This is a genomic window from Streptomyces sp. NPDC048623, from assembly GCF_040650755.1.
Taxonomy (GTDB): domain Bacteria; phylum Actinomycetota; class Actinomycetes; order Streptomycetales; family Streptomycetaceae; genus Streptomyces.
Genome location: NZ_JBEZHV010000002.1, coordinates 144,313 through 162,300, shown reverse-complemented (window position 1 = coordinate 162,300; position 17,988 = coordinate 144,313). Strand labels below are relative to the sequence as shown.

22 protein-coding genes and 1 tRNA gene are annotated in these 17,988 nt (G+C 68.2%); 18 read left to right on the top strand and 5 right to left on the bottom strand.

All coding sequences use genetic code 11. The features are described 5' to 3' along the window. Positions 1-9: 9 nt before the first annotated feature. Together AB0C73_RS03785 and AB0C73_RS03780 are read right to left on the bottom strand one after the other, a co-directional pair. A complete protein-coding gene (locus AB0C73_RS03785; RefSeq protein WP_362524161.1) occupies positions 10-249 on the bottom strand; it encodes a hypothetical protein in 240 nt (79 codons plus the stop codon). Between the two features lie 20 nt (positions 250-269). Beyond that, entirely contained in the window at positions 270-1,094 is an 825-nt protein-coding gene (locus tag AB0C73_RS03780) for a GAF domain-containing protein (protein ID WP_362524159.1), read from the bottom strand. 710 nt (positions 1,095-1,804) lie between these two features. Between AB0C73_RS03780 and dcm the strand changes: the two genes are divergently transcribed. After that, the gene (dcm, locus tag AB0C73_RS03775) at positions 1,805-3,139 is read left to right on the top strand and encodes a DNA (cytosine-5-)-methyltransferase (RefSeq protein ID WP_362524157.1); all 1,335 of its coding nucleotides are present in this window, start codon (positions 1,805-1,807) and stop codon (positions 3,137-3,139) included. A gap of 165 nt (positions 3,140-3,304) precedes the next feature. Next, positions 3,305-4,051 (top strand): XamI family restriction endonuclease, encoded by a 747-nt coding sequence (locus tag AB0C73_RS03770; protein ID WP_362524156.1) that lies wholly within the window; start codon positions 3,305-3,307, stop codon positions 4,049-4,051. Between the two features lie 500 nt (positions 4,052-4,551). Here the strand turns inward: AB0C73_RS03770 and AB0C73_RS03765 are convergent, their stop codons facing one another. Both AB0C73_RS03765 and AB0C73_RS03760 read right to left on the bottom strand, forming a co-directional pair. Beyond that, the gene (locus AB0C73_RS03765; protein ID WP_362524154.1) at positions 4,552-5,244 is read right to left on the bottom strand and encodes an HAD family phosphatase; all 693 of its coding nucleotides are present in this window, start codon (positions 5,242-5,244) and stop codon (positions 4,552-4,554) included. Then, entirely contained in the window at positions 5,231-6,097 is an 867-nt protein-coding gene (locus tag AB0C73_RS03760; RefSeq protein ID WP_362524152.1) for a winged helix-turn-helix domain-containing protein, read from the bottom strand. Before AB0C73_RS03760 ends, AB0C73_RS03765 begins: the two co-directional genes overlap by 14 nt. Positions 6,098-6,249: 152 nt before the next feature. Between AB0C73_RS03760 and AB0C73_RS03755 the strand changes: the two genes are divergently transcribed. From AB0C73_RS03755 to AB0C73_RS03695, 13 genes are all read left to right on the top strand, one after another. Continuing rightward, complete coding sequence (locus tag AB0C73_RS03755) at positions 6,250-6,582, top strand: hypothetical protein (protein ID WP_362524149.1); 333 nt, start codon at positions 6,250-6,252, stop codon at positions 6,580-6,582. A gap of 2 nt (positions 6,583-6,584) precedes the next feature. After that, complete coding sequence (locus AB0C73_RS03750; RefSeq protein ID WP_362524147.1) at positions 6,585-7,934, top strand: FtsK/SpoIIIE domain-containing protein; 1,350 nt, start codon at positions 6,585-6,587, stop codon at positions 7,932-7,934. Positions 7,935-8,014: 80 nt separating this feature from the next. Beyond that, complete coding sequence (locus AB0C73_RS03745; protein ID WP_362524144.1) at positions 8,015-8,209, top strand: hypothetical protein; 195 nt, start codon at positions 8,015-8,017, stop codon at positions 8,207-8,209. A 20-nt stretch (positions 8,210-8,229) separates the two neighbouring features. Further along, entirely contained in the window at positions 8,230-8,934 is a 705-nt protein-coding gene (locus AB0C73_RS03740; protein WP_362524141.1) for a DUF2637 domain-containing protein, read from the top strand. A gap of 20 nt (positions 8,935-8,954) precedes the next feature. Beyond that, positions 8,955-9,143, top strand: a complete 189-nt coding sequence (locus AB0C73_RS03735) for a mobile element transfer protein (protein ID WP_362524139.1) — start codon at positions 8,955-8,957, stop codon at positions 9,141-9,143. Positions 9,144-9,161: 18 nt separating this feature from the next. After that, positions 9,162-9,320, top strand: coding sequence for a hypothetical protein (locus AB0C73_RS03730; RefSeq protein WP_362524137.1), 159 nt, complete (start codon positions 9,162-9,164; stop codon positions 9,318-9,320). Between the two features lie 12 nt (positions 9,321-9,332). Beyond that, on the top strand, positions 9,333-9,686 hold the full coding sequence (locus AB0C73_RS03725) for a SpdD-like protein (protein WP_362524135.1): 354 nt from the start codon (positions 9,333-9,335) through the stop codon (positions 9,684-9,686). Between the two features lie 5 nt (positions 9,687-9,691). Next, positions 9,692-10,240 carry a GGDEF domain-containing protein gene (locus AB0C73_RS03720; protein ID WP_362524132.1) on the top strand — a complete coding sequence of 183 codons (549 nt, stop codon included), beginning with the start codon at positions 9,692-9,694 and terminating at the stop codon, positions 10,238-10,240. Between the two features lie 91 nt (positions 10,241-10,331). After that, positions 10,332-10,514, top strand: coding sequence for a hypothetical protein (locus AB0C73_RS03715; protein ID WP_362524129.1), 183 nt, complete (start codon positions 10,332-10,334; stop codon positions 10,512-10,514). A 5-nt stretch (positions 10,515-10,519) separates the two neighbouring features. After that, positions 10,520-11,233: a DNA methylase gene (locus AB0C73_RS03710; protein ID WP_362524127.1), complete on the top strand. Its 714-nt coding sequence runs from the start codon at positions 10,520-10,522 to the stop codon at positions 11,231-11,233. Continuing rightward, positions 11,230-12,627 (top strand): replication initiator protein RepSA, encoded by a 1,398-nt coding sequence (gene repSA, locus AB0C73_RS03705; RefSeq protein WP_362524124.1) that lies wholly within the window; start codon positions 11,230-11,232, stop codon positions 12,625-12,627. Before AB0C73_RS03710 ends, repSA begins: the two co-directional genes overlap by 4 nt. Before the next feature lie 11 nt (positions 12,628-12,638). After that, positions 12,639-12,812: a helix-turn-helix domain-containing protein gene (locus AB0C73_RS03700; protein ID WP_362524122.1), complete on the top strand. Its 174-nt coding sequence runs from the start codon at positions 12,639-12,641 to the stop codon at positions 12,810-12,812. Further along, on the top strand, positions 12,809-14,182 hold the full coding sequence (locus AB0C73_RS03695) for a site-specific integrase (RefSeq protein ID WP_362524120.1): 1,374 nt from the start codon (positions 12,809-12,811) through the stop codon (positions 14,180-14,182). Before AB0C73_RS03700 ends, AB0C73_RS03695 begins: the two co-directional genes overlap by 4 nt. A 216-nt stretch (positions 14,183-14,398) precedes the next feature. Here the strand turns inward: AB0C73_RS03695 and AB0C73_RS03690 are convergent. Then, a tRNA-Arg gene (locus tag AB0C73_RS03690) sits at positions 14,399-14,470 on the bottom strand. Between the two features lie 159 nt (positions 14,471-14,629). On the opposite strand from AB0C73_RS03690, the gene AB0C73_RS03685 reads away from it, so the two are divergent. The 3 genes from AB0C73_RS03685 to lysA all read left to right on the top strand — a co-directional run bounded on the left by AB0C73_RS03685 (position 14,630) and on the right by lysA (position 17,952). Then, on the top strand, positions 14,630-15,103 hold the full coding sequence (locus AB0C73_RS03685) for a response regulator (protein WP_362524118.1): 474 nt from the start codon (positions 14,630-14,632) through the stop codon (positions 15,101-15,103). Between the two features lie 396 nt (positions 15,104-15,499). Then, positions 15,500-16,546, top strand: a complete 1,047-nt coding sequence (nrtL, locus tag AB0C73_RS03680) for an ArgS-related anticodon-binding protein NrtL (protein ID WP_362524116.1) — start codon at positions 15,500-15,502, stop codon at positions 16,544-16,546. Positions 16,547-16,560: 14 nt separating this feature from the next. Continuing rightward, positions 16,561-17,952: a diaminopimelate decarboxylase gene (lysA, locus tag AB0C73_RS03675; protein ID WP_362524114.1), complete on the top strand. Its 1,392-nt coding sequence runs from the start codon at positions 16,561-16,563 to the stop codon at positions 17,950-17,952. The last annotated feature ends 36 nt before the right edge of the window (positions 17,953-17,988 follow it).

Here is a 17,988-nt window from a genome sequence, read left to right as displayed (position 1 = left end):
CAATCGAACCTAGGTGTGTTGGCCCAGCTTGGGCTTCATTCCTAGGGCGAACTTCCACCATGGATGGGAGGCCTCATACCGAGCGACGTCCTCAATGAGAGCCTCCCCTGCATGGCTCCGCAGGGCGTCGAAGTAGACATCGGCGTCAATCTCACCTCTGGCTGCCTGTCGAGCCAGGAGTGCGATCTCACGCTCGGTATACCTCTGTGGCTCGTTCACGGGCCTGTGCTCCTGTGTGTCGTAAGCCATGATCCACTCTCCGGCGTGGGTTAGTCCGCCCCTTCCGAACGCGGCTTGCCTTCCACGTGGGCCAGAGCCGCGGCCAGCATGGTGGCGAGCATACGCAATACCTGGCCGTCCGGAACAGAGAAAGCCTTCTTGTCTGTCGAATCAACCGCGAGCATCCCGTAAGCCTTGTCCTCAGTGTAAATGGGTACCGAGGCGAAGCTCCTGTACAGGGCCTGATTCGAAACGCTTCCGCGAGGACTCGGGGTGCCGTGTACATCCCCAATTATGTCAGGGTCTGGCACCGTGTGCGGAGCGTTACGAACCCAGTGCAACACGTCTCGGTCGCTTACTGTATCTGGGCTGAATACGTTCCGTGGGGCACGCCCTTCTCGGCCGGTCCATTCGGTCCGATGTAGCTGGCCCGTATCTGTCAGCTCGTAAATGACGGCCCGACGGTTCTTCCGCGACTCGGTGTCGTACCCCCCCAAGGCCTCTCTGGCGCTCTCGCAGATTGCGTGGCGCAGTCTCTCAAGCTCTCTACTATCTGGCCCCGCGTCAATTGCCTTGCAGAGGTTAGACAAAGCGTTCAATGAGAGTGACCCCGCCCCATAGATGCGCAGGTACGCCTTTCCTGCAGCGTCCTGGTACCCGCCGGCCTCTTGTGAGGTGAGAGCCACCCTCGCACCGTTCAGTAGGGCAACTACCAAGACGATGAAGAAGATTGCGACCTTGACTGCGCCGTGAGTCAAGGCGATTCCGGGGCCAGCGAAGACGAGCAAGACGGATATTGCGAGGCCTGTCCACTGGTTGAGCAGACCAACCTTCAGCCTCGTCGCCCCAGTGGCTCTGGATACGTAGTTGGCCATAAGGGACCCCCGGGAGGGAGTTGCAACCCGGTGTACTTAAATCGTATGCCGCTTGGTGACTCGTCGCGCTTTGGGCTACCTGTAATTGGTCAGGCGTAAACGCTGGTGGGACGTGACGCGGCGCCGTCGCCAGCGGCAGCCTGGATGCGTTCGCTGCGGCTGTGCGTACGACTCTGGCACTAGAGGGCTTCGGTAGGAGTGATGCTGCGCTGTGGGGGCAGGCCGTCTGTGCATGGGTGCGCTCGGGCGACGAGCGGAGTGTGTCGGAGGTGTGTCGCAACCACTGAGAGACAACGAGAGAGGGCGGGAGTCAGTGAGACTGACTCCCGCCCTCTTTCATCGGCATCCGCCCTGGTCAGCGCTTGATCTCTGCTGATCCTTGGCGAGTGCCCCCGGCAGGATTCGAACCTGCGCACACGGCTCCGGAGGCCGCGTGCTTCTGAGGCATCTGTGCAGGTCAGAGGGCCTGCGGAAGACCGTGTGAAGGTCGCGGTCCACAGATGGGCCGAGACCTGGCGCCTCATCGTGGCGGTGCCGATGTGGCGCATGAGACATGAAGCCTGATAGGTCCCCTTTGGCTGGGATCATCATCGATGATGGCCAAGTGCAGCGTGGTCAGTGTGGGCGACGAGCTGGACCTGCTCCATCGTCGGGCGCCCTGAGTCCCTCGGCGCAGCTCTCACGGAAGACTGTCAGTCCCCGGTAGCATCATGTGTTGTCGAGTCAAGATCGGGGTCCGAGCCGAGGAAAGCCTGTTCGGTGCGCGGAAGCCCCTCAGATCAAGTGTGCAGCGTCAACGAAGGAAAGATTTGAATACCTCCAATACTGAAAGGCGGCCAACTCTCGTATCGCTCTTCTCGGGGGCTGGCGGTATGGATCTCGGCCTTGAGCGGGCGGGATTTCATACAGTCTCTGCCAATGACTTCGACGCCAACTGCATGAAGACCCTTGAAACTGTCAAGAAGCTGCAGGTTCCCGTCCGCGGGCAAAACGGAGCAGTTCACCTGGACGGCACGAAACTTTTGCACGGTCCAGCAGAGAGTTTGAAGGCCTCTGACCTCAGGCCTGACGGCGCCACAAGTCGATGGCGTCCAGATGTGCTTGCCGGTGGCCCTCCCTGCCAGCCGTTCAGCTCGGCGGGTAGACAAAAGGGCATCGAAGATCCCCGTGGAAAGCTTTTCCTGGAATTTGTTGCTCTCGCGGAGCAGTTGAAGCCCAGGCTGATCCTTTTCGAAAACGTCCGTGGATTGGTCACGGCGAAGACGCCTGATGGCGAGCCCGGGGGCGTACTGCGGCTCATCCGCCAGTCTTTTGAAGAGATCGGCTATGCGACGCGTTTTAAGCTTCTCAATGCTGCGGACTTCGGTGCTCCGCAGCGTCGAATTCGACTCTTCATGTTTGCTGCTCGGGACCGTGCGCTGCCTGATTTCCCGGAGCCTACGCACAGCAAGGATGCGGGGGACATGCTGCTGAGCGACTTGAAGCCCTGGGTTTCGCTAGGCGAGTTCCTGTCCAGTCAGCCGGCCCCGGACCCGGAAGACGTGGTAGTTCCCACCGGTTCGCTTGTGGAAGAGATGGCGAATTTGGTGCCGGGTACAGGTGTTAAGTCGACAGGGATTGTTGAAGCGAATCGTCCGAGCGGCCACTGGGGATATCGTCAAGACCGCTTCTTGGCAGACCCTAACCTTCCTGCGCGCACAATTAGGGCGGCAACGACCCCTGATTGGATCAGAGGTGAAGACGGGACGCTCCGTCGGCTGACTTGGCGCGAGTGTGCAGCGCTTCAGGGTTTTCCGCGAGAGTGGGAAATTCAGGGAACCGTCGCCAGTAAGTTTCGGCAGATCGGGAACGCTGTTCAAGCAGACATGGCAGAGAAGCTGGGGGCGATGCTTTTGGGCTCCCTTGCGGGCGGAAGGAGGGTAGTCCCAAGTTCTGCTCCGTGGCCGGCTGAGTTCCATAAATGGATGGCGTACACGGCCATGGAGCATCAGACGAACGGCAAGCATCGCGCCGCTGCGCGAGCGCTAAGAGAAAAGGCTGGTTAGTGGGGGATGGTGCAGACATGGAAATTCCCTCGGGAATGGTCTGTAGAGGAACTTTCCAGTGCTCGCTCGTACTCCGAGGGGCTCTTTCGGCAAAGTAGAAAAGAGGAAGGTCCCCGGGCTTTCGAAGCTGTATATCGGGAGGTGGAGCCTCAGGTTCGGGAGGTCTTGGAACAAACGTCCGACCTGCGGGATCTAGAAGGCGGGCTTTTCCTGTACGATCCCTTGATCTGGCGTGCCTTGCGTTATTTCTGCGCCCCTCCTGTAAGCGAAGAGGACCTGTGGACGCTGGTTGGGCAGAAGTTCACGGCCGTCCCCGCTGCCCTCTCTGATGAGACGGCCGATGTGATACGTGAAGTTCTCGACCCGGTCAGATTTCCTTGGCTTCCGGAGGGGCGGGGCCCCAGTGTTACGGAGCGGGAATCTGCCGTAATGGCAACAACAGCCCTATGGGCGTTGGAGCTGCTTCGCACACGGCGTCGCGGCGCGGCGAGTAAAGAGCAGGAAGGGCAGGTTGCTCTTACGCTTAATCAGATAGGCTACTCTCTGGATTCGACGCGAGGTGATATTAACGTCCTCGACGTCCTGAAGCGAGGGTCTTATTCGCGCGAGCGCAAGGTGGCTGGCGCTAAGTGTGACGTCCCCATTCGCTTGAAGGATGGCCGCCTTCTCGCCGTTGAATGCAAGGTGTCGAATGGTCCCAAGAATTCCTGGAAAAGGCTAATCAGAGAATGTGGCGGTAAATCCGAGACGTGGCGGGCCCAGTTTGGAACCCAAGTCGTCACGGTGGCCGTTCTTGCAGGGTCTTTCGATCTTTCTTGTCTTGTGAATGCTCAGAAGATCGATGGTCTTTGGATCTTCTGGCAGCATGACCTGGGTGCGCTGGCTGAATTCGTTCAATCAATCGACTCGTAGGCCGCGCACAGTGCTGGCGTCAGCCTGAGCCGACACGTCCTCCACCGCGGGCCTGCTCCCATCCCGTCTGCCGTCGGCCCACACGTATGTGGAGCGGGCGCGGTGCCGGGCGTCAAGGTGGAGCGCGCCACTGTACGAACGACCTTGACGCCCGGTGCCGTGGCTGCTCGGCTTGTCCTGGGCCGATGGCAGGCGGGATGGGAGTTCCCCGCCTCAGCACCCCACCGGCCGGCACCCGCGTACGGGCCCCCTCCATCCCGGAGCCGGAGCGCCCCCGCCGGAGGCATCGTCTTGACCTTGGAGTCGCGTACTCGCCGCGGCCACGTCGTGGGTTCGTCGCCCATCAACCCGAGCTGTCAGGCGTGCGGCCGGCGGCCGGGGCTGGAGCGGGGCGTAGACAGGAGCGGCGGCCCGGACGACGGGCCGCGCGCGCCGCGCTGTGCGCGGCGGGTGCCTTGATGAGGTAGAGAAATCTGTAACAGGTCCCCGCTGGCTCTCGGCTATGCCGTGGTGAGCGCGTCAGCGATGGACTGCATGTCCTGGGTGACGACGTCCGCACGCGCCTCGGTGAACGCCTCGGACTTATGGGGCTTGTTCGCGTAGCCGATGACCGTTGCCCCGGCTGCATGGGCGGCCTGGATGTCCGTGAGCGAGTCACCAATCAGCGTGCAGCTCGTGACGTCGATGTCCATGAGCTCGGCTGCTGTGATGAGCGGGAAGGGGTTCGGCTTCATGAGATGCGGCTGTTCAGAGGGCCGGCCCACGATCTCGGCGACGTACTCGTCTAGCCCGTGCAGCTTCAGGAAGACCTGTACACATTCGGCGGAGTTGTTGCTCACCACTGCCACGCCTCGACCGGCGGACTGTGCTGCCCGAAGTGCATTTGCCGCACCTGGCGTCGGCTGCCCGGCCACTGCGACGGCTCGGACTTCGGCGGCTGTCAGTGCCTGCTCGATCTTCTGGCCAAGCTCGGTATCGGTCTCGTGCGCGATGCGCAGTACCTCGATCGGGTCCTCCGTCTGGGCCGCCTTCGAGCCCGCGGCTTCGTTCTGATCGGAGAGGAGCGCGGTCAGTTCCCCCGCGACTTTGGGCGCCGGTAGTCCGGCGAACACGTCGCACACGGGCCCGTCGAAGTCGAAGAGGATGACACGGGCGTTCGCCAGGATCTCGGAGAGTCCGTCAGCGTGCGTCAAGGTCGAAGTCCCTTCCGATCGTCTCCCAGACGCTGTCGAACCACATCCGGGCCTGCTGGACCTGCTGCGCTCCACTGGACGACTCGCCGTCGTTGACCGAGTGGTGGAAGAGGGTCGTGTCCTTACCCACCAGGTCGTAGATCTCGATCGTCTCGCCCTGGGCAACGACCTTGTTCGGACGGATCGGGTAGTACCCGAAGAAGACGTCCTCGTTATTGATCACGTACAGCTTGAAGAACTGCGTGCCGCTGTGGACGCGCACGCTGATGCGGGTCTCGGCTACAAGCCCCAGGTGCTCCAGCTCAGTGATCGCGTCCCGGATGCTCCGGGTGTATCCAGTCATGATGTCGTGCATGCGGTCGCGGAGCCGCTTGTCGTCGGCCCCGTCCGACATCCGCACGGGTGCGGCCTGCGGTACCGCCATGTCAGGAACGAGTATCCGCATGGTGATGCTCGACGGGGTCAGCCTGCCGATGCGGATCTTGTCGAGTGGCTCTTGAAGCGCGCCGTGCAGAGTCTCGCTGGAGAACCCCGCGAAGTCGATCGTGACGTGGTCCTTCGCGAATGCCTGCTCGACGTACGGGCGGAGACCCGCCGGCCGCTCCGTCCGGTTGCGGACGTAGACGCCGCTGCCCTTTCGGGAGATCACGAGCCCCTCATCTTCGAGGTCCCGCAGCGCCCGTTGGATCGTCGCCCTTGCGAACCCGTAGCGCTCCGTCAGCTCCTTGTGAGACGGCAGCTTCTCGCCCGGCGCCAAGCGCCTGGTGCGGATCGCCGCCCCAAGGCTGCTGGCCACCTGCTCGTACGGGGCTCGGTCGTCGTCGGGGTCGAGAGGCTCGGGGACAAAGGTCATGAAGCGATGGTAGGCGACGCACCCCAAGCAGGACAGTCATGGCAGTCACGTTGTTGACATGGCTAGCCATCTCCCCTAACTTCGAGATGTGACCAACCAGGTTAGCCAAGTTGGTCATCTAGGCCCTTCCTGCCCTCTCGAAGGAGAAATCCATGCCGTCGTTCAAGGTGGACACGTCGACCGCCGTGGTGTTCGTGGCCACGGCGCCTGTCCCGAAGCTCGTGAGTAAGCAGACCGGTGAGCGTGCCATGGACCGGGAGACCGGTGCCGGTCTTTCGACCGTGGGTCTGCTGATCTCGGATGAGGGTGAGGGCAACCTCTACCAGGTGACCGTGCCGGAGACCGGCCTTCCGGAGGGTCTGATGCCGGGGATGCCGGTGTCGGTGATCGGGCTCAAGGCCCGGGACTGGGAGAACACGTTCAACGGTCAGACCCGTCACGGGATCTCGTTCCGCGCGGTCGCCGTGACGCCGATGGGGGCCTGATCATGACGGACCTGTCGACGTTATGGGAGGTCGGCGTCCCGCTCGCCGGAACCGTCGGTGGGCTCGGGTACGCGAAGTTTCGGGCTCCTCGGGTGTTCTGGTCGCTGGTGGGTCTGCCGGTGACGCGAGTGCGGTTCGCGATGACGTACCGCTCCACGATGGACGTGTGCGGGCTGACGGTGCAGCCGTCCCGCTTGCGGGCGTTCATGGTCCGCACCGTCGCCCGACGCAGTGACGTCCAGCCGGTGCCGCCGAAGGTCCGCCGGGTGCGGGGCACATCGACCGGCCTGCGGGTCACGCTCCGTCTCCCGGCCGGCCTGGAGCCTGCCGACGTGATCGCGGCCTCGGAGCGGCTGCGGCACGCTTGGGGCGTCCACTCGGTCAACGTGGTGGAGACCAAGCCGGGGCACGTCGAGCTGCGGATGACCGGCTACGACGTTCTTCGACGGGTGAAGATGCCGCGCCGGGTGCCCTCGGGGCCGATGACGGTTCCGGTCGCGCTCCGGGAAGATGGGACCGCGTTCGTCCGGGACTACCTGAAGGTCCCGCACGCGCTGACGCTCGGCGCGAACCAGTCGGGCAAGTCCATGTACCAGCGCAACCTCGTCGCCGGGCTCGCCCGGCTCCCGGTCGCCCTGGTCGGGATCGACTGCAAGCGCGGTGTCGAGCAGCGCGGATACGCACCCCGCCTCTCCGCCCTCGCAATCACCCCCGAAGAAGCCTCCGGCGTCCTGGATGCCCTGGTCGGCGAGATGGAAGACCGCTTCGACCTGCTCAGCGAGTACGGCGCCGGCGACATCTGGGACCTGCCCGACAACATCCGCCCGGTGCCGGTCGTGCTCCTGGTCGATGAGGTCGCGGAGCTCTTTCTCGTCGCTACGAAGAAGGACGAGGAACGCCGGGACCGGATGGTCACGCAGATGATCCGCCTCGGGCAGATGGCTCGCGCGGCCGGCATCTTCCTGGAGGTCTGCGGCCAGCGCTTCGGCTCCGACCTCGGCAAGGGAGCCACCGCCCTGCGCGCTCAGCTCACCGGCCGCGTGGTCCACCGGGTCAACGACAAGCAGACCGCCGAGATGGGTGTCGGCGACATCGCCCCGGATGCCGTGGTCACGGTGCTGGTCATTCCGCCGGACAAGCCGGGTGTCGCGGTGGCCGGTGACTCCTCCGGCGGCTACTCCCGCATCCGTACGCCCAAGCTGAGCGCCGCCGACGCCGCCGCGGTCTGTGCCAAGTTTGCGCACCTCACCCCGGAGCTCCCGGCCCTCGCCCCGTACCGGCCGATCACCGCCACCCCGGCCGATTCCCCGGCACCGGTGCCGCTGGTGAAGCCGATCCCGGCCACGGACTGACACACCCTGCCCCTCGGTCGGCGTGACCGTCTCACGCCATGTCCCTACCCGGCCCATGCCCGAAACCGAAGGGAACAGCCATGACCACCACCCCCAAGAAGCCCCCGGCCTCGCGCCGCCGCTCGTCCAAGCCCGCGTCCGTCCCGCCGTCCTGCGGCACCTGCGCCGGCACCGGTGAGACCACGACGACCGTCCTCGTCGGGCGCAAGCGCCGGGAGATCAACGCCACCCAGACCGCGCTGTGCCCGGACTGCTTCGGCACCGGCACCGTCTGACCGAGGAAGGAGACGGCCCGGTGTCCCGCACCTTCCGCTTCGACGCTGTGCTCATCCAAGCCGTCATCGCCGGCGCCCTGTCCTTCGCCCACCTGCACGACCTGGCCGCGGCTGCCGGGCAGGCCGGTTGGAAGGCATGGGCCTACCCGGTCAGCGTCGACCTGCTCCTTGTCGCCGCCTGGCGCCGGATGCGCACCGAATCCGGGAACCGCGATGCGTGGCTGTGGTTCGCCATCGCCCTCGTCGCGTCCCTCGGCGCCAACGTCGCCACCGCCGGAATGCTCGACATGACCAACGTCCCGGCCTGGCTGCGCATCCTCGTGGCCGGATGGCCTGCCCTCGCCTTCCTCGGCGGCACGCTCCTCGCCCACGCACACACCCCGGCGTCACAGTCCGAACCGGCCCCGGCCGCCGTCGAGCTGCACGACACCGAACCCGCGGCGGACCTGACCGTGGAACAGGCTCCGGAACCGGCGCCCGAACTCCCGCCGGTCGAACCTGCACCGGTGGCAGTTACGCCGGAACCCGCCCCGCAGGAAGAAATGCCGGAGCTCGCACCCCCGGCGCCTCCCGCGGCAGTGCCGCCCGCGCTGCTCGACCACGCCCGAAAGATCGCGGACGCACACCGGTCCCAGACCGGTGGCCCGATCGACGCGGCCACCTTGCGCGCTCGCCTCGGTGTCCCGCCGGCGCTGGCGGACTCGATCGCCCTCCAACTCACCTGATCAGGAAGGAGACAAGACCCGTGCGTCCGAACCGCTTCTACAACGTCGTCCGCTTCGGCCCGGTGCGCGTCGGCACCCACCACGACGGCCGGGGCCGCACCAAGCACACCGCCGTGTGCACCGCCCCCGGCTGCGACTACTCCGCCGATTACCCCACCCGCGCTGGCGCCGAACTCGCCGCCCGCACCCACCGCTGCAACCCCCGCTGACTCGAAGGAGCCCGTCTCGTGGACGTTCCGCTCTGGCTCGCCCTGATCGTCGTCGGCGCCCTCGGCATCAAGCTCATCCGCCCGCCCTGGTGGCTCGTCGCCGTGATCCTCCTCGGCGGCTACCTCCTCGCCGACAGCCTGCTCGCCCCGCTCATCGACAGCACGATCAACAAGTAGGGAGAACCCGTCATGCTCCGACCGCGTATCCCGGTCAACCCGCTCCCGACCGGCATCGTCACCCCGCTCGTCCAGCCCACCCCCACCCCCGGCGGCGTCGACCTGCACCACGCCACCGCGTCCCCGGTCTGCGGGCACGACCGCACCCCCGCCGCCGCGCCTGTGCCGGTCGCCCCGTCCCGTCCGACGGTTCAGCTCACCCCGGGCAGCGTGGTCGCCCTCGCCGCCGGCGGCGGTGCGGTGGTCCTGGTCGTTGGCGCCGTCCTCGTCTCCATGCTGCTCGCGGTCGCCATCACGGGCGTCTCGATTGCGGTCGTGGCGGTCGTCCTGCGGCTGCTCATCCGCGACATGCAGAAGGGCCGGTGACCTGCATGGATACGTACACCCTCGCCGCTGCCGGGTTACCGGCCCTGGGCTGGGCCCTGCACGGCAGCCTGCTCGTCCGTCGTCTGGCCACCGCCCGCCGCGACCCGCTGACCGGGCTCCACACCCGCGCCGGATTCACCGCCCGCGCCGACCACCTCATGACCCGGCGTCCGAACGCGCTCGTGGTCCTGGTCGACCTGGACGACTTCAAGGCCATCAACGACACCCACGGCCACCCGGCCGGAGACACCGTGCTCACCGTCACCGCGGACCGGCTGAGCTCCTGGTGCGGCCGTCACGGGATCGCCGCCCGCCTCGGCGGAGACGAGTTCGCCGCCATCGTCACCGACCCCGCCCACACCGCCGGCCTCGCCGCCCTGAGGGTCGCCCTCGACGAGCCGGTCGAGCACCGCGGGCACGTCCTGCGGGTCTCCGCATCGGTCGGCCACTGCCACCGCAACCACCTGCCGGTCCCGCTCCTCACCGACGCCCTGTCCGCCGCCGACACGTCGATGTACGCGGCCAAGGGCCACGGCAGGCGCAACACACGCTAAGCGGCCCCCGGGGCGGCCTCGGTCGCCAAACTTCCGCCGCCCCGGGCGCCTGAACACCCTCCAGATCCACCGGACCCGAAAGGGAAAACCCATGATGCCCCAGACCCCGACCACCCGCGTCTGCTCCCACTGCGACGGCTTCTCCGTCGTGCACGTCACCACCGGCAGCGTCACCCCGAACGGGCAGCGCCGCACCCTCGCCGCCACCTGCCCCGCCTGCAAGGGCACCGGCCACCGCACCGCCCCCGCCGTCCTCGTCCGCGCCGGGAAGTGACCGCCGTGGCCGCTCCCACCCACACCCCGAACCCGCCTCGGGTCCTGGACCTGTTCTCCTGCGCCGGCGGGGCCGGAACCGGCTACGCCCTCGCCGGGTTCGAGGTCGACGGCTGTGACATCGCCGACCGGCCGAACTACCCCTTCGCCTACCACCGCGGTGACGCACTCGAACACCTCGTCCACCTGATCGCGTCGGGGGACATCGAGCGGTACGCCCTCGTGCACGCGTCCCCGCCGTGCCAGGCCGGCTGCGCGGTGACCGTCGGCACCAACGCCTCCCAGGGGTGGGGCAAGGACCACGTCGACCTCGTCGCCCCGACCCGCGAACTCCTCGACGCCTCCGGCCTGCCGTACGTGATCGAGCAGCCCAACGGCCGGGCCGCGATCCGCAAGGACCTCACGCTGTGCGGCGAGATGTTCCGGCTCGGCGTCCTTCGGCACCGGAACTTCGAACTCGGCCGCTGGGCCACCGCCCGACCGGCCCACCCCCGGCACCGCGGCTACGTGCGCGGGCACCGCCACGGCGTCCGCCGCGACGGCCCCTATGTCGCCGCGTACGGCCAGGGCGGCGGCAAGGCCACCGTCCCGGAGATGCAGCGTGCCATGGGCATCACGTGGACCGACGTCCGCGAGGAACTGACCGAGGCCATCCCGCCCGCCTACACCCGCTGGATCGGCACAGCCTTCCTCACGGCTCGGCAGGAGGTGTTCGCGTGACCGACACCGCCACCATGGCGGGCCTGGACCCGGCCACCCTGAGCGATCTGCTCCGGGTGGCCGGGGCTCCCGGCTTCGACCGCCTCACCGAACAGCTCCGCCGCACTGGGGGATGCGCTGCCCCGATCCGGCTCACGGGCGGCACCAAGCTCCTCGACCCGAACACGCGGACCGTCCTCCACGCGTACACGACCGACGCCGAGCCCGGCGGGGTCCTGCGGGTCGCCTGCGGCAACCGCCGTGCCTCCCGCTGCCCGTCCTGCGCCTGGACCTACGCCGGCGACACCTACCACCTGATCCGCGCCGGACTCGTCGGCGACAAGGGCACCCCCGACACCATCCGTGACCACCCCCGCGTCTTCGCCACCCTCACCGCCCCCTCGTTCGGCCCCGTCCACAACCGCCCCGGCACCCGCGCGTGCCGCTGCGGCACCCAACACCCGGAGGACGCCTCGGAGCTCGGCACCCCGCTCGACCCCGCCTCGTACGACTACGCGGGCGCCGTGCTGTGGAACAACCACGCCTCCGAGCTGTGGCGGTACTTCACGATCTACCTCCGCCGCGAGATCGCCGCCCGCGCCGGCCTCACCCAGAAAGCCGCCCGCGAGCAGTCCCGCGTCTCGTTCGGCAAGGTCGCCGAGTACCAGAAGCGCGGCGCCGTCCACTTCCACGCGGTGATCCGTTTCGACGGCCCCGAAGGGCCCGACAGCCCACCCCCGGCCTGGGCCACCCTCGACCTCCTCACCGACGCCATCCGGGCCGCTGCCGCCCGCGTTCGCGTCGTCGTCCCTGCCACACCTGCGCACGGCGTCGACCAGGACGTGACGCTCACCTGGGGTTCGCAGCTCGACGTGCAGCCCATCGGCGCCTTCGGCCAGGGCGAGGAACTGACCGAACAGGCCGTCGCCGCCTACGTCGCCAAGTACGCCACCAAGGCCGCCGAGACCACCGGCACCGTCGACCACCCGGTCGGCAACAAGGAGGCGCTGATCCTCCTCGGCGTCCCGGACCACCCCCGGCGCCTGATGGAAGCCTGCATGGACCTCGACGCCGCCTACCCCGACCGGCGCCTCCGTGCCTGGGCCCACATGCTCGGCTTCCGCGGCCACTTCTCCACCAAGTCCCGCCGCTACTCCACCACCCTCGGCGCCTTACGCCAGGTCCGCGCTGACTACCGCGCAGCCCAACAACGCGCCTCCCTCGGCCTGCCCGACCCCGACGAACACCCGGAAGCCACCGTCCTCGTCGTCGCCCACTGGACCTACGCCGGCCACGGCCACACACCCGGCGAATCCTGGCTCGCCGCCAACATCCGCCGCGACATCCAACACAACCGCGAGCACGCCAGAGAGATCCGAACCGAGCTCGAAGCACAGGGGGATGAACTGCTGTGAAGGACGAACTGATGACCGTGCCGCAGATCCTCGCCGAGCTGGGCGGGGTGTCGCGACGGACCTTCTACCGGTGGCGTGAGCTGGGGCAGGGGCCGAACGCCTTCAAGCTGCCTAACGGTGAGCTGCGGGTGTGGCGCTCGGACTTCTCCGCCTGGCTGCGGGGTCTCGAAGGAGCTGCCGCGTGAAGTCGACCGATGTGCGGGTCTGGGCGATTCGGACCAAGCAGGGAGCCCGGCCGTCCTATGAGGTGCGGTGGAAGGTGGCGGGACAGCCGTTCTCCCAGACGCGCAAGACGAAGGCTCTTGCTGACAGCTTCCGGTCCAAGCTGCTCCGGGCCGCGCGGGACGGGGAGGAGTTCGACATGGAGTCCGGTCTCCCGGACTCGATGGTCGAGAAGAGAGCCACCCTGAGCTGGTACGAGTTCGCGCTGAAGTACCTGGCTATGAAATGGCCGCACGCTGCTCCGAACACGCGCGATGGCATAAATGAGTCGCTCACCTCCGTGACGATCACACTTCTGGAAGAGCGCCCCGGCCGGCCCGCTGATGATGTGCTCCGAAAGGCACTGCGGAACTGGGCCTTCGTCCTGCCCGGGCCTACTGACAGGGAGCTTCCGGTCGACGTCGGTAACACCCTCCACTGGGTCTCGAAGGCGTCTCGCCCCCTGGCGGTCCTCACCGATCCCGTGGTCGGCCGGGCCGTCCTCGACTCGCTCAAGCTGAAGCTGGATGGGACTGCCGCCGCTGCCGAGACCGTACGACGGAAGCGTCGAACGCTCGTCAACGCACTGAATTACGCCGTGGATCTTGGTGAGTTCTCCGAGAATCCGCTGACCGCCGTTCGCTGGCAGAAACCGAAGGTTTCCAACGAGGTAGATCCGCGCGTCGTGGCGAATCCTGAGCAGGCCCGGTCTCTGCTTCACTCCGTCTCGTACGTCGGCGGCTACCGCCGTGCCCGTGGCCGGCGCCTGGTCGGGCTCTTTGCCGGGATGTACTTCGGCGGCTTCCGACCGGCCGAAATCGTCGGCCTGGCTGAGCCGGATCTTTCCCTGCCCGCCTCAGGCTGGGGGACTGCTCTCCTCCACCGGACTCGCCCCAGCGTCGGCAAGCAGTGGACCGACTCCGGCGAGAGCCACGACGACCGCGGTCTGAAGAACCGCCCCACGGAGGACGTCCGGAGGGTGCCCATTCCTCCCCAGCTCGTGAGCATCTTCCGCGAGCACATCGACACCTTCGGCACGGCTGACGACGGGCGGCTGTTCTTCAGTGAGGGCGGGGGAGTGGTGTCCTCCTCCACCTACTACCGGGCCTGGCAGGAAGCCCGGGGGCTCGCGCTTCCGCCGGCCGTCGTTGCCTCGCCGCTTGCCCGGCGCCCGTACGACCTCCGGCACTCCGCGCTCTCCACGTGGCTCAATGCGGGCGTCGATGCCACTGAGGTTGCCGAGCGCGCCGGCAACAGCGTTGAGGTGCTGCTGAGTCGATACGCGAAGTGCCTCGACGGGCGGCAGGAGGTGGCGAATCGGAGGATCGAAGACCTGCTCCGCGAGTACGAGTGAGCGGCGAGTGAACCACCCTGCAAGGCCCTGGTACCCGTCCCGGGGCCTTCGTCGTTTCCTGGTGCTGACCTGGGGCTTTGCCCTGCGGTCCAGGCCGCGAATAGGCCGCGGCCCCCGTCATACAGCCGCTCAGGGCGGCATACGCCTGCACATACAACAAGACCCCGCGTCCAGCGTTTCCGCTGATCACGGGGTCTTTTGGCACTTCCTGCGAAGTGCCCCCGGCAGGATTCGAACCTGCGCACACGGCTCCGGAGGCCGTTGCTCTATCCCCTGAGCTACGGGGGCGTCCGCCGCTTGTCGCGGCGACGGGAAGAACACTACCAGCTCTCGTAGGGTGCCCGTGAACAGGTATTTCCGGGGAGTCACCGGGGCAGGGGTCCCCCGCACGGGTCAGAAGTGGGCAAAAGCCGGACGCCGTGGGCGTGCGGGACCTACTCTCGACGTGTGTCAGGCGTGTCCGGGCGGGTGCTGGTTGTGGATGACAACCGGGTGATCCGCCAGCTGATCAGGGTCAATCTCGAACTCGAGGGGTTCGAGGTGGTGACCGCGGCCGATGGTGCCGAGTGTCTGGATGTCGTGCATGAGGTCTGTCCTGATGTCGTCACCCTCGATGTCGTCATGCCCAGGCTCGACGGGCTGAGGACCGCCGCCCGGCTGCGGGAGGACCCGCGGACCAGTCATCTGCCGGTGGCGATCATCAGTGCCTGCACCGAGTACGACACCGACGGCGGCGACCTCTCCGCGGTCGACGCGTTCCTTGCCAAGCCCTTCGAGCCGGCCGAACTCGTGCAGGTCGTCCGGCAGCTCATGCACCGCGAGCGGCGCGGGCCGCGGAGCGGTGGGGGAGCGGCGGGTGGGCAGGACGGCGCCGAGGAGCCGTCCGCAGTGAGTTCGAGCCGCTGCGCGGGAGAGGCCTGACCCAGGGCCCGAGCCGAGCCAGGTACTGGACCCGTCTCCGATCTGGGGCTCCGGTCCGGCCCCGAGCCACGCACCCGGACCCCGCGCCGCCTCGGCACGAGCGCGGCGCCCGGCCCGGCCCGAGCCAGGTACTGGACCCGTCTCCGACCCGGACCCGTCTCCGATCCCGGCCCGAGCCAGGTACTAGGCCCGTCTCCGACACGGGTCCGCGCCACGCATCGGACCCCCGCGCTGCCTCGGGCCCGCCCCCGGCACGAGCGCGGCCCCCCGGCCCCGCCCCGCCCCGGCACGAGCGCGGCCCCCTGCCCGGGCCCGTACCAGGCACCCCGGCCCCCCACCGCCCACATGCCGAAACCCGTTCGCGTGCGTACCCCCCTCCTCCCCTACGCTTGTCCCGTGACCCCCGCGGACCTCTCCCTCACCGTGCTGCACGCCGTGCGCCGTGCGGTCGACGAGGGTGCGTTGCGGGTCGAAGTGCCCGAGCGCGTCAAGGTCGAGCGGGCCCGGGCCGGCGGCATCGGCGACTACGCCAGCAGCGTCGCCCTCGGTCTCGCCCGGCCCTCTGGGCTCGACGCCCGGGCCGTCGCCGCGATCCTCAGGGAACGGCTCCGCGACAGCCCCGGCGTCCGCTCCGTCGACATCACCGGGCCCGGGTTCCTCAACTTCACGCTGGACGGCGACAGCGGGCAGGAGCTCGTACGGGACGTCCTGCGGCGCGGCGAGGAGTACGGGCACCGCGAGCCGACGGGGGACGTCGCTCAGCCCGTCCACCGCGCCGACGTCCGCGCCGCCGTCACCGCCGACGCCGTACGGCGGATCCTGCGCTCGCAGGGGACTCTCGTCCGGGTCGCCTGCGAGGACGCCGCCGACCCCGACTGGGCCCTGCTCGGCGCGAGCCCCGAGGCCGAGCACGCGCGGGGGCGGCTGGCCACCGACATCGCACCGCTGCCCGTCCCCTTCGGCGCCGCCGAACTGCACCGCCGACTGGGCCGCGACGCCGCGCGCTGGGGGCTCCTCTCTGCCGCCGGGCACGACCACGCCAGGCTCGGCGACGAGCTGCTCCAGCAGCACGAGCGCAATCCCCTCTTCCTCGTGCGGTACGCGCACGCCCGCAGCCGCGCCCTGCTCCGCAACGGCGCACAGCTCGGCATCAGCCCCGGCTACGACGAGCCCGTCGAGGACGCGACCCGCCTCCTCGCCCTCCTCGGCGACCACCCCGCCGTCCTCCTCTCCGCCGCCCGCCACCGCGCCCCCGACCGGGTCGCCCGGCACCTGGAGGCCGTCGCCGACGCCCTCCTCGCGTTCCAGCACGCCGTCCTGCCCCTCGGCGACGAGAAACCCTCGGCCGCCCACCGCTCCCGGCTCGCGCTCGCCGAAGCCGCCGGGACGGTGCTCGCCGGTGGCCTCTCCCTGCTCGGCATCAGCGCACCCGACCAGATCTGAAAGACGCAGAGACCATGAGCCGTTCCGCACACCCCGCCGGGCCCCGTCACGCCGATGTGCTCCCCGAGGGGCACTACTCCGCCCCGCCCGCCGACCTCAACCGGCTCGACCCCAAGGTCTGGGCCCGCACCGTCGACCGGGACGAGCAGGGGCAGCTCACCGTCGGCGGGCTCTCCGTGAGCCGGCTCCGCGAGGAGTTCGGCACGCCCGCCTACATCCTCGACGAGGACGACTTCCGCGCCCGCTGCCGCGCCTGGTCCGACGCCTTCGGCAAGGACGCGGACGTGTTCTACGCGGGGAAGGCGTTCCTCTCCCGCGCCGTCGTCCGCTGGCTCAAGGAGGAAGGGCTCAACCTCGACGTCTGCTCCGGCGGCGAGCTCTCCACCGCCCTCTCCGCCGGCATGCCCGCCGAGCGCATCGCCTTCCACGGCAACAACAAGAGCACGGAGGAGATCCACCGGGCGGTCGCCGCCGGGGTCGGGCGGATCGTGCTCGACTCCTTCCAGGAGATCGTGCGCGTCGCGCACATCGCGCAGTCCCTCGGCAAGCGCCAGCGCGTGCAGATCCGCGTGACCGTCGGCGTCGAGGCGCACACCCACGAGTTCATCGCCACCGCCCACGAGGACCAGAAGTTCGGCATCGCCCTGGCCGGCGGACAGGCCGCCGAGGCCGTGCGGCGGGCGCTGAAGCTCGACGGGCTCGAACTCATCGGCATCCACTCGCACATCGGCTCGCAGATCTTCGACATGGCCGGCTTCGAGGTGTCCGCCCGGCGCGTCGTGCAGCTGCTCGCCGAGGTGCGCGACGAGCACGGGGTCGAGCTGCCCGAGATCGACCTCGGGGGTGGGCTGGGCATCGCTTACACGTCCGACGACGATCCCCGCGAGCCGCACCACATCGCCAAGGCGCTCACCGAGATCGTCTCGCGCGAGTGCGAGGCCGCCGGGCTCCGTACGCCGCGGATCTCCGTCGAGCCCGGGCGCGCCATCGTCGGACCCACCGCCTTCACCCTGTACGAGGTGGGCACGGTCAAGCCGCTGGAGGGGCTGCGTACGTACGTCTCCGTCGACGGCGGCATGTCGGACAACATCCGCACCGCGCTGTACGACGCCGAGTACAGCGTCGCGCTGGTCTCCCGTACGAGTGACGCCGAGCCGATGCTGACCCGCGTCGTGGGCAAGCACTGCGAGAGCGGCGACATCGTCGTGCGCGACGCCTTCCTGCCCGCCGACCTCGCGCCCGGCGACCTCGTCGCCGTACCCGCGACCGGCGCGTACTGCCGCTCCATGGCCAGCAACTACAACCACGCGCTGCGCCCGCCGGTGATCGCCGTACGGGACGGAGCGGCACGCGTCATCGTGCGCCGGGAGACGGAGGAAGATCTCCTGCGTCTCGACGTCGGGTGATGAAATAGTCAGGTGATGGATACCACGTCTCGCCAT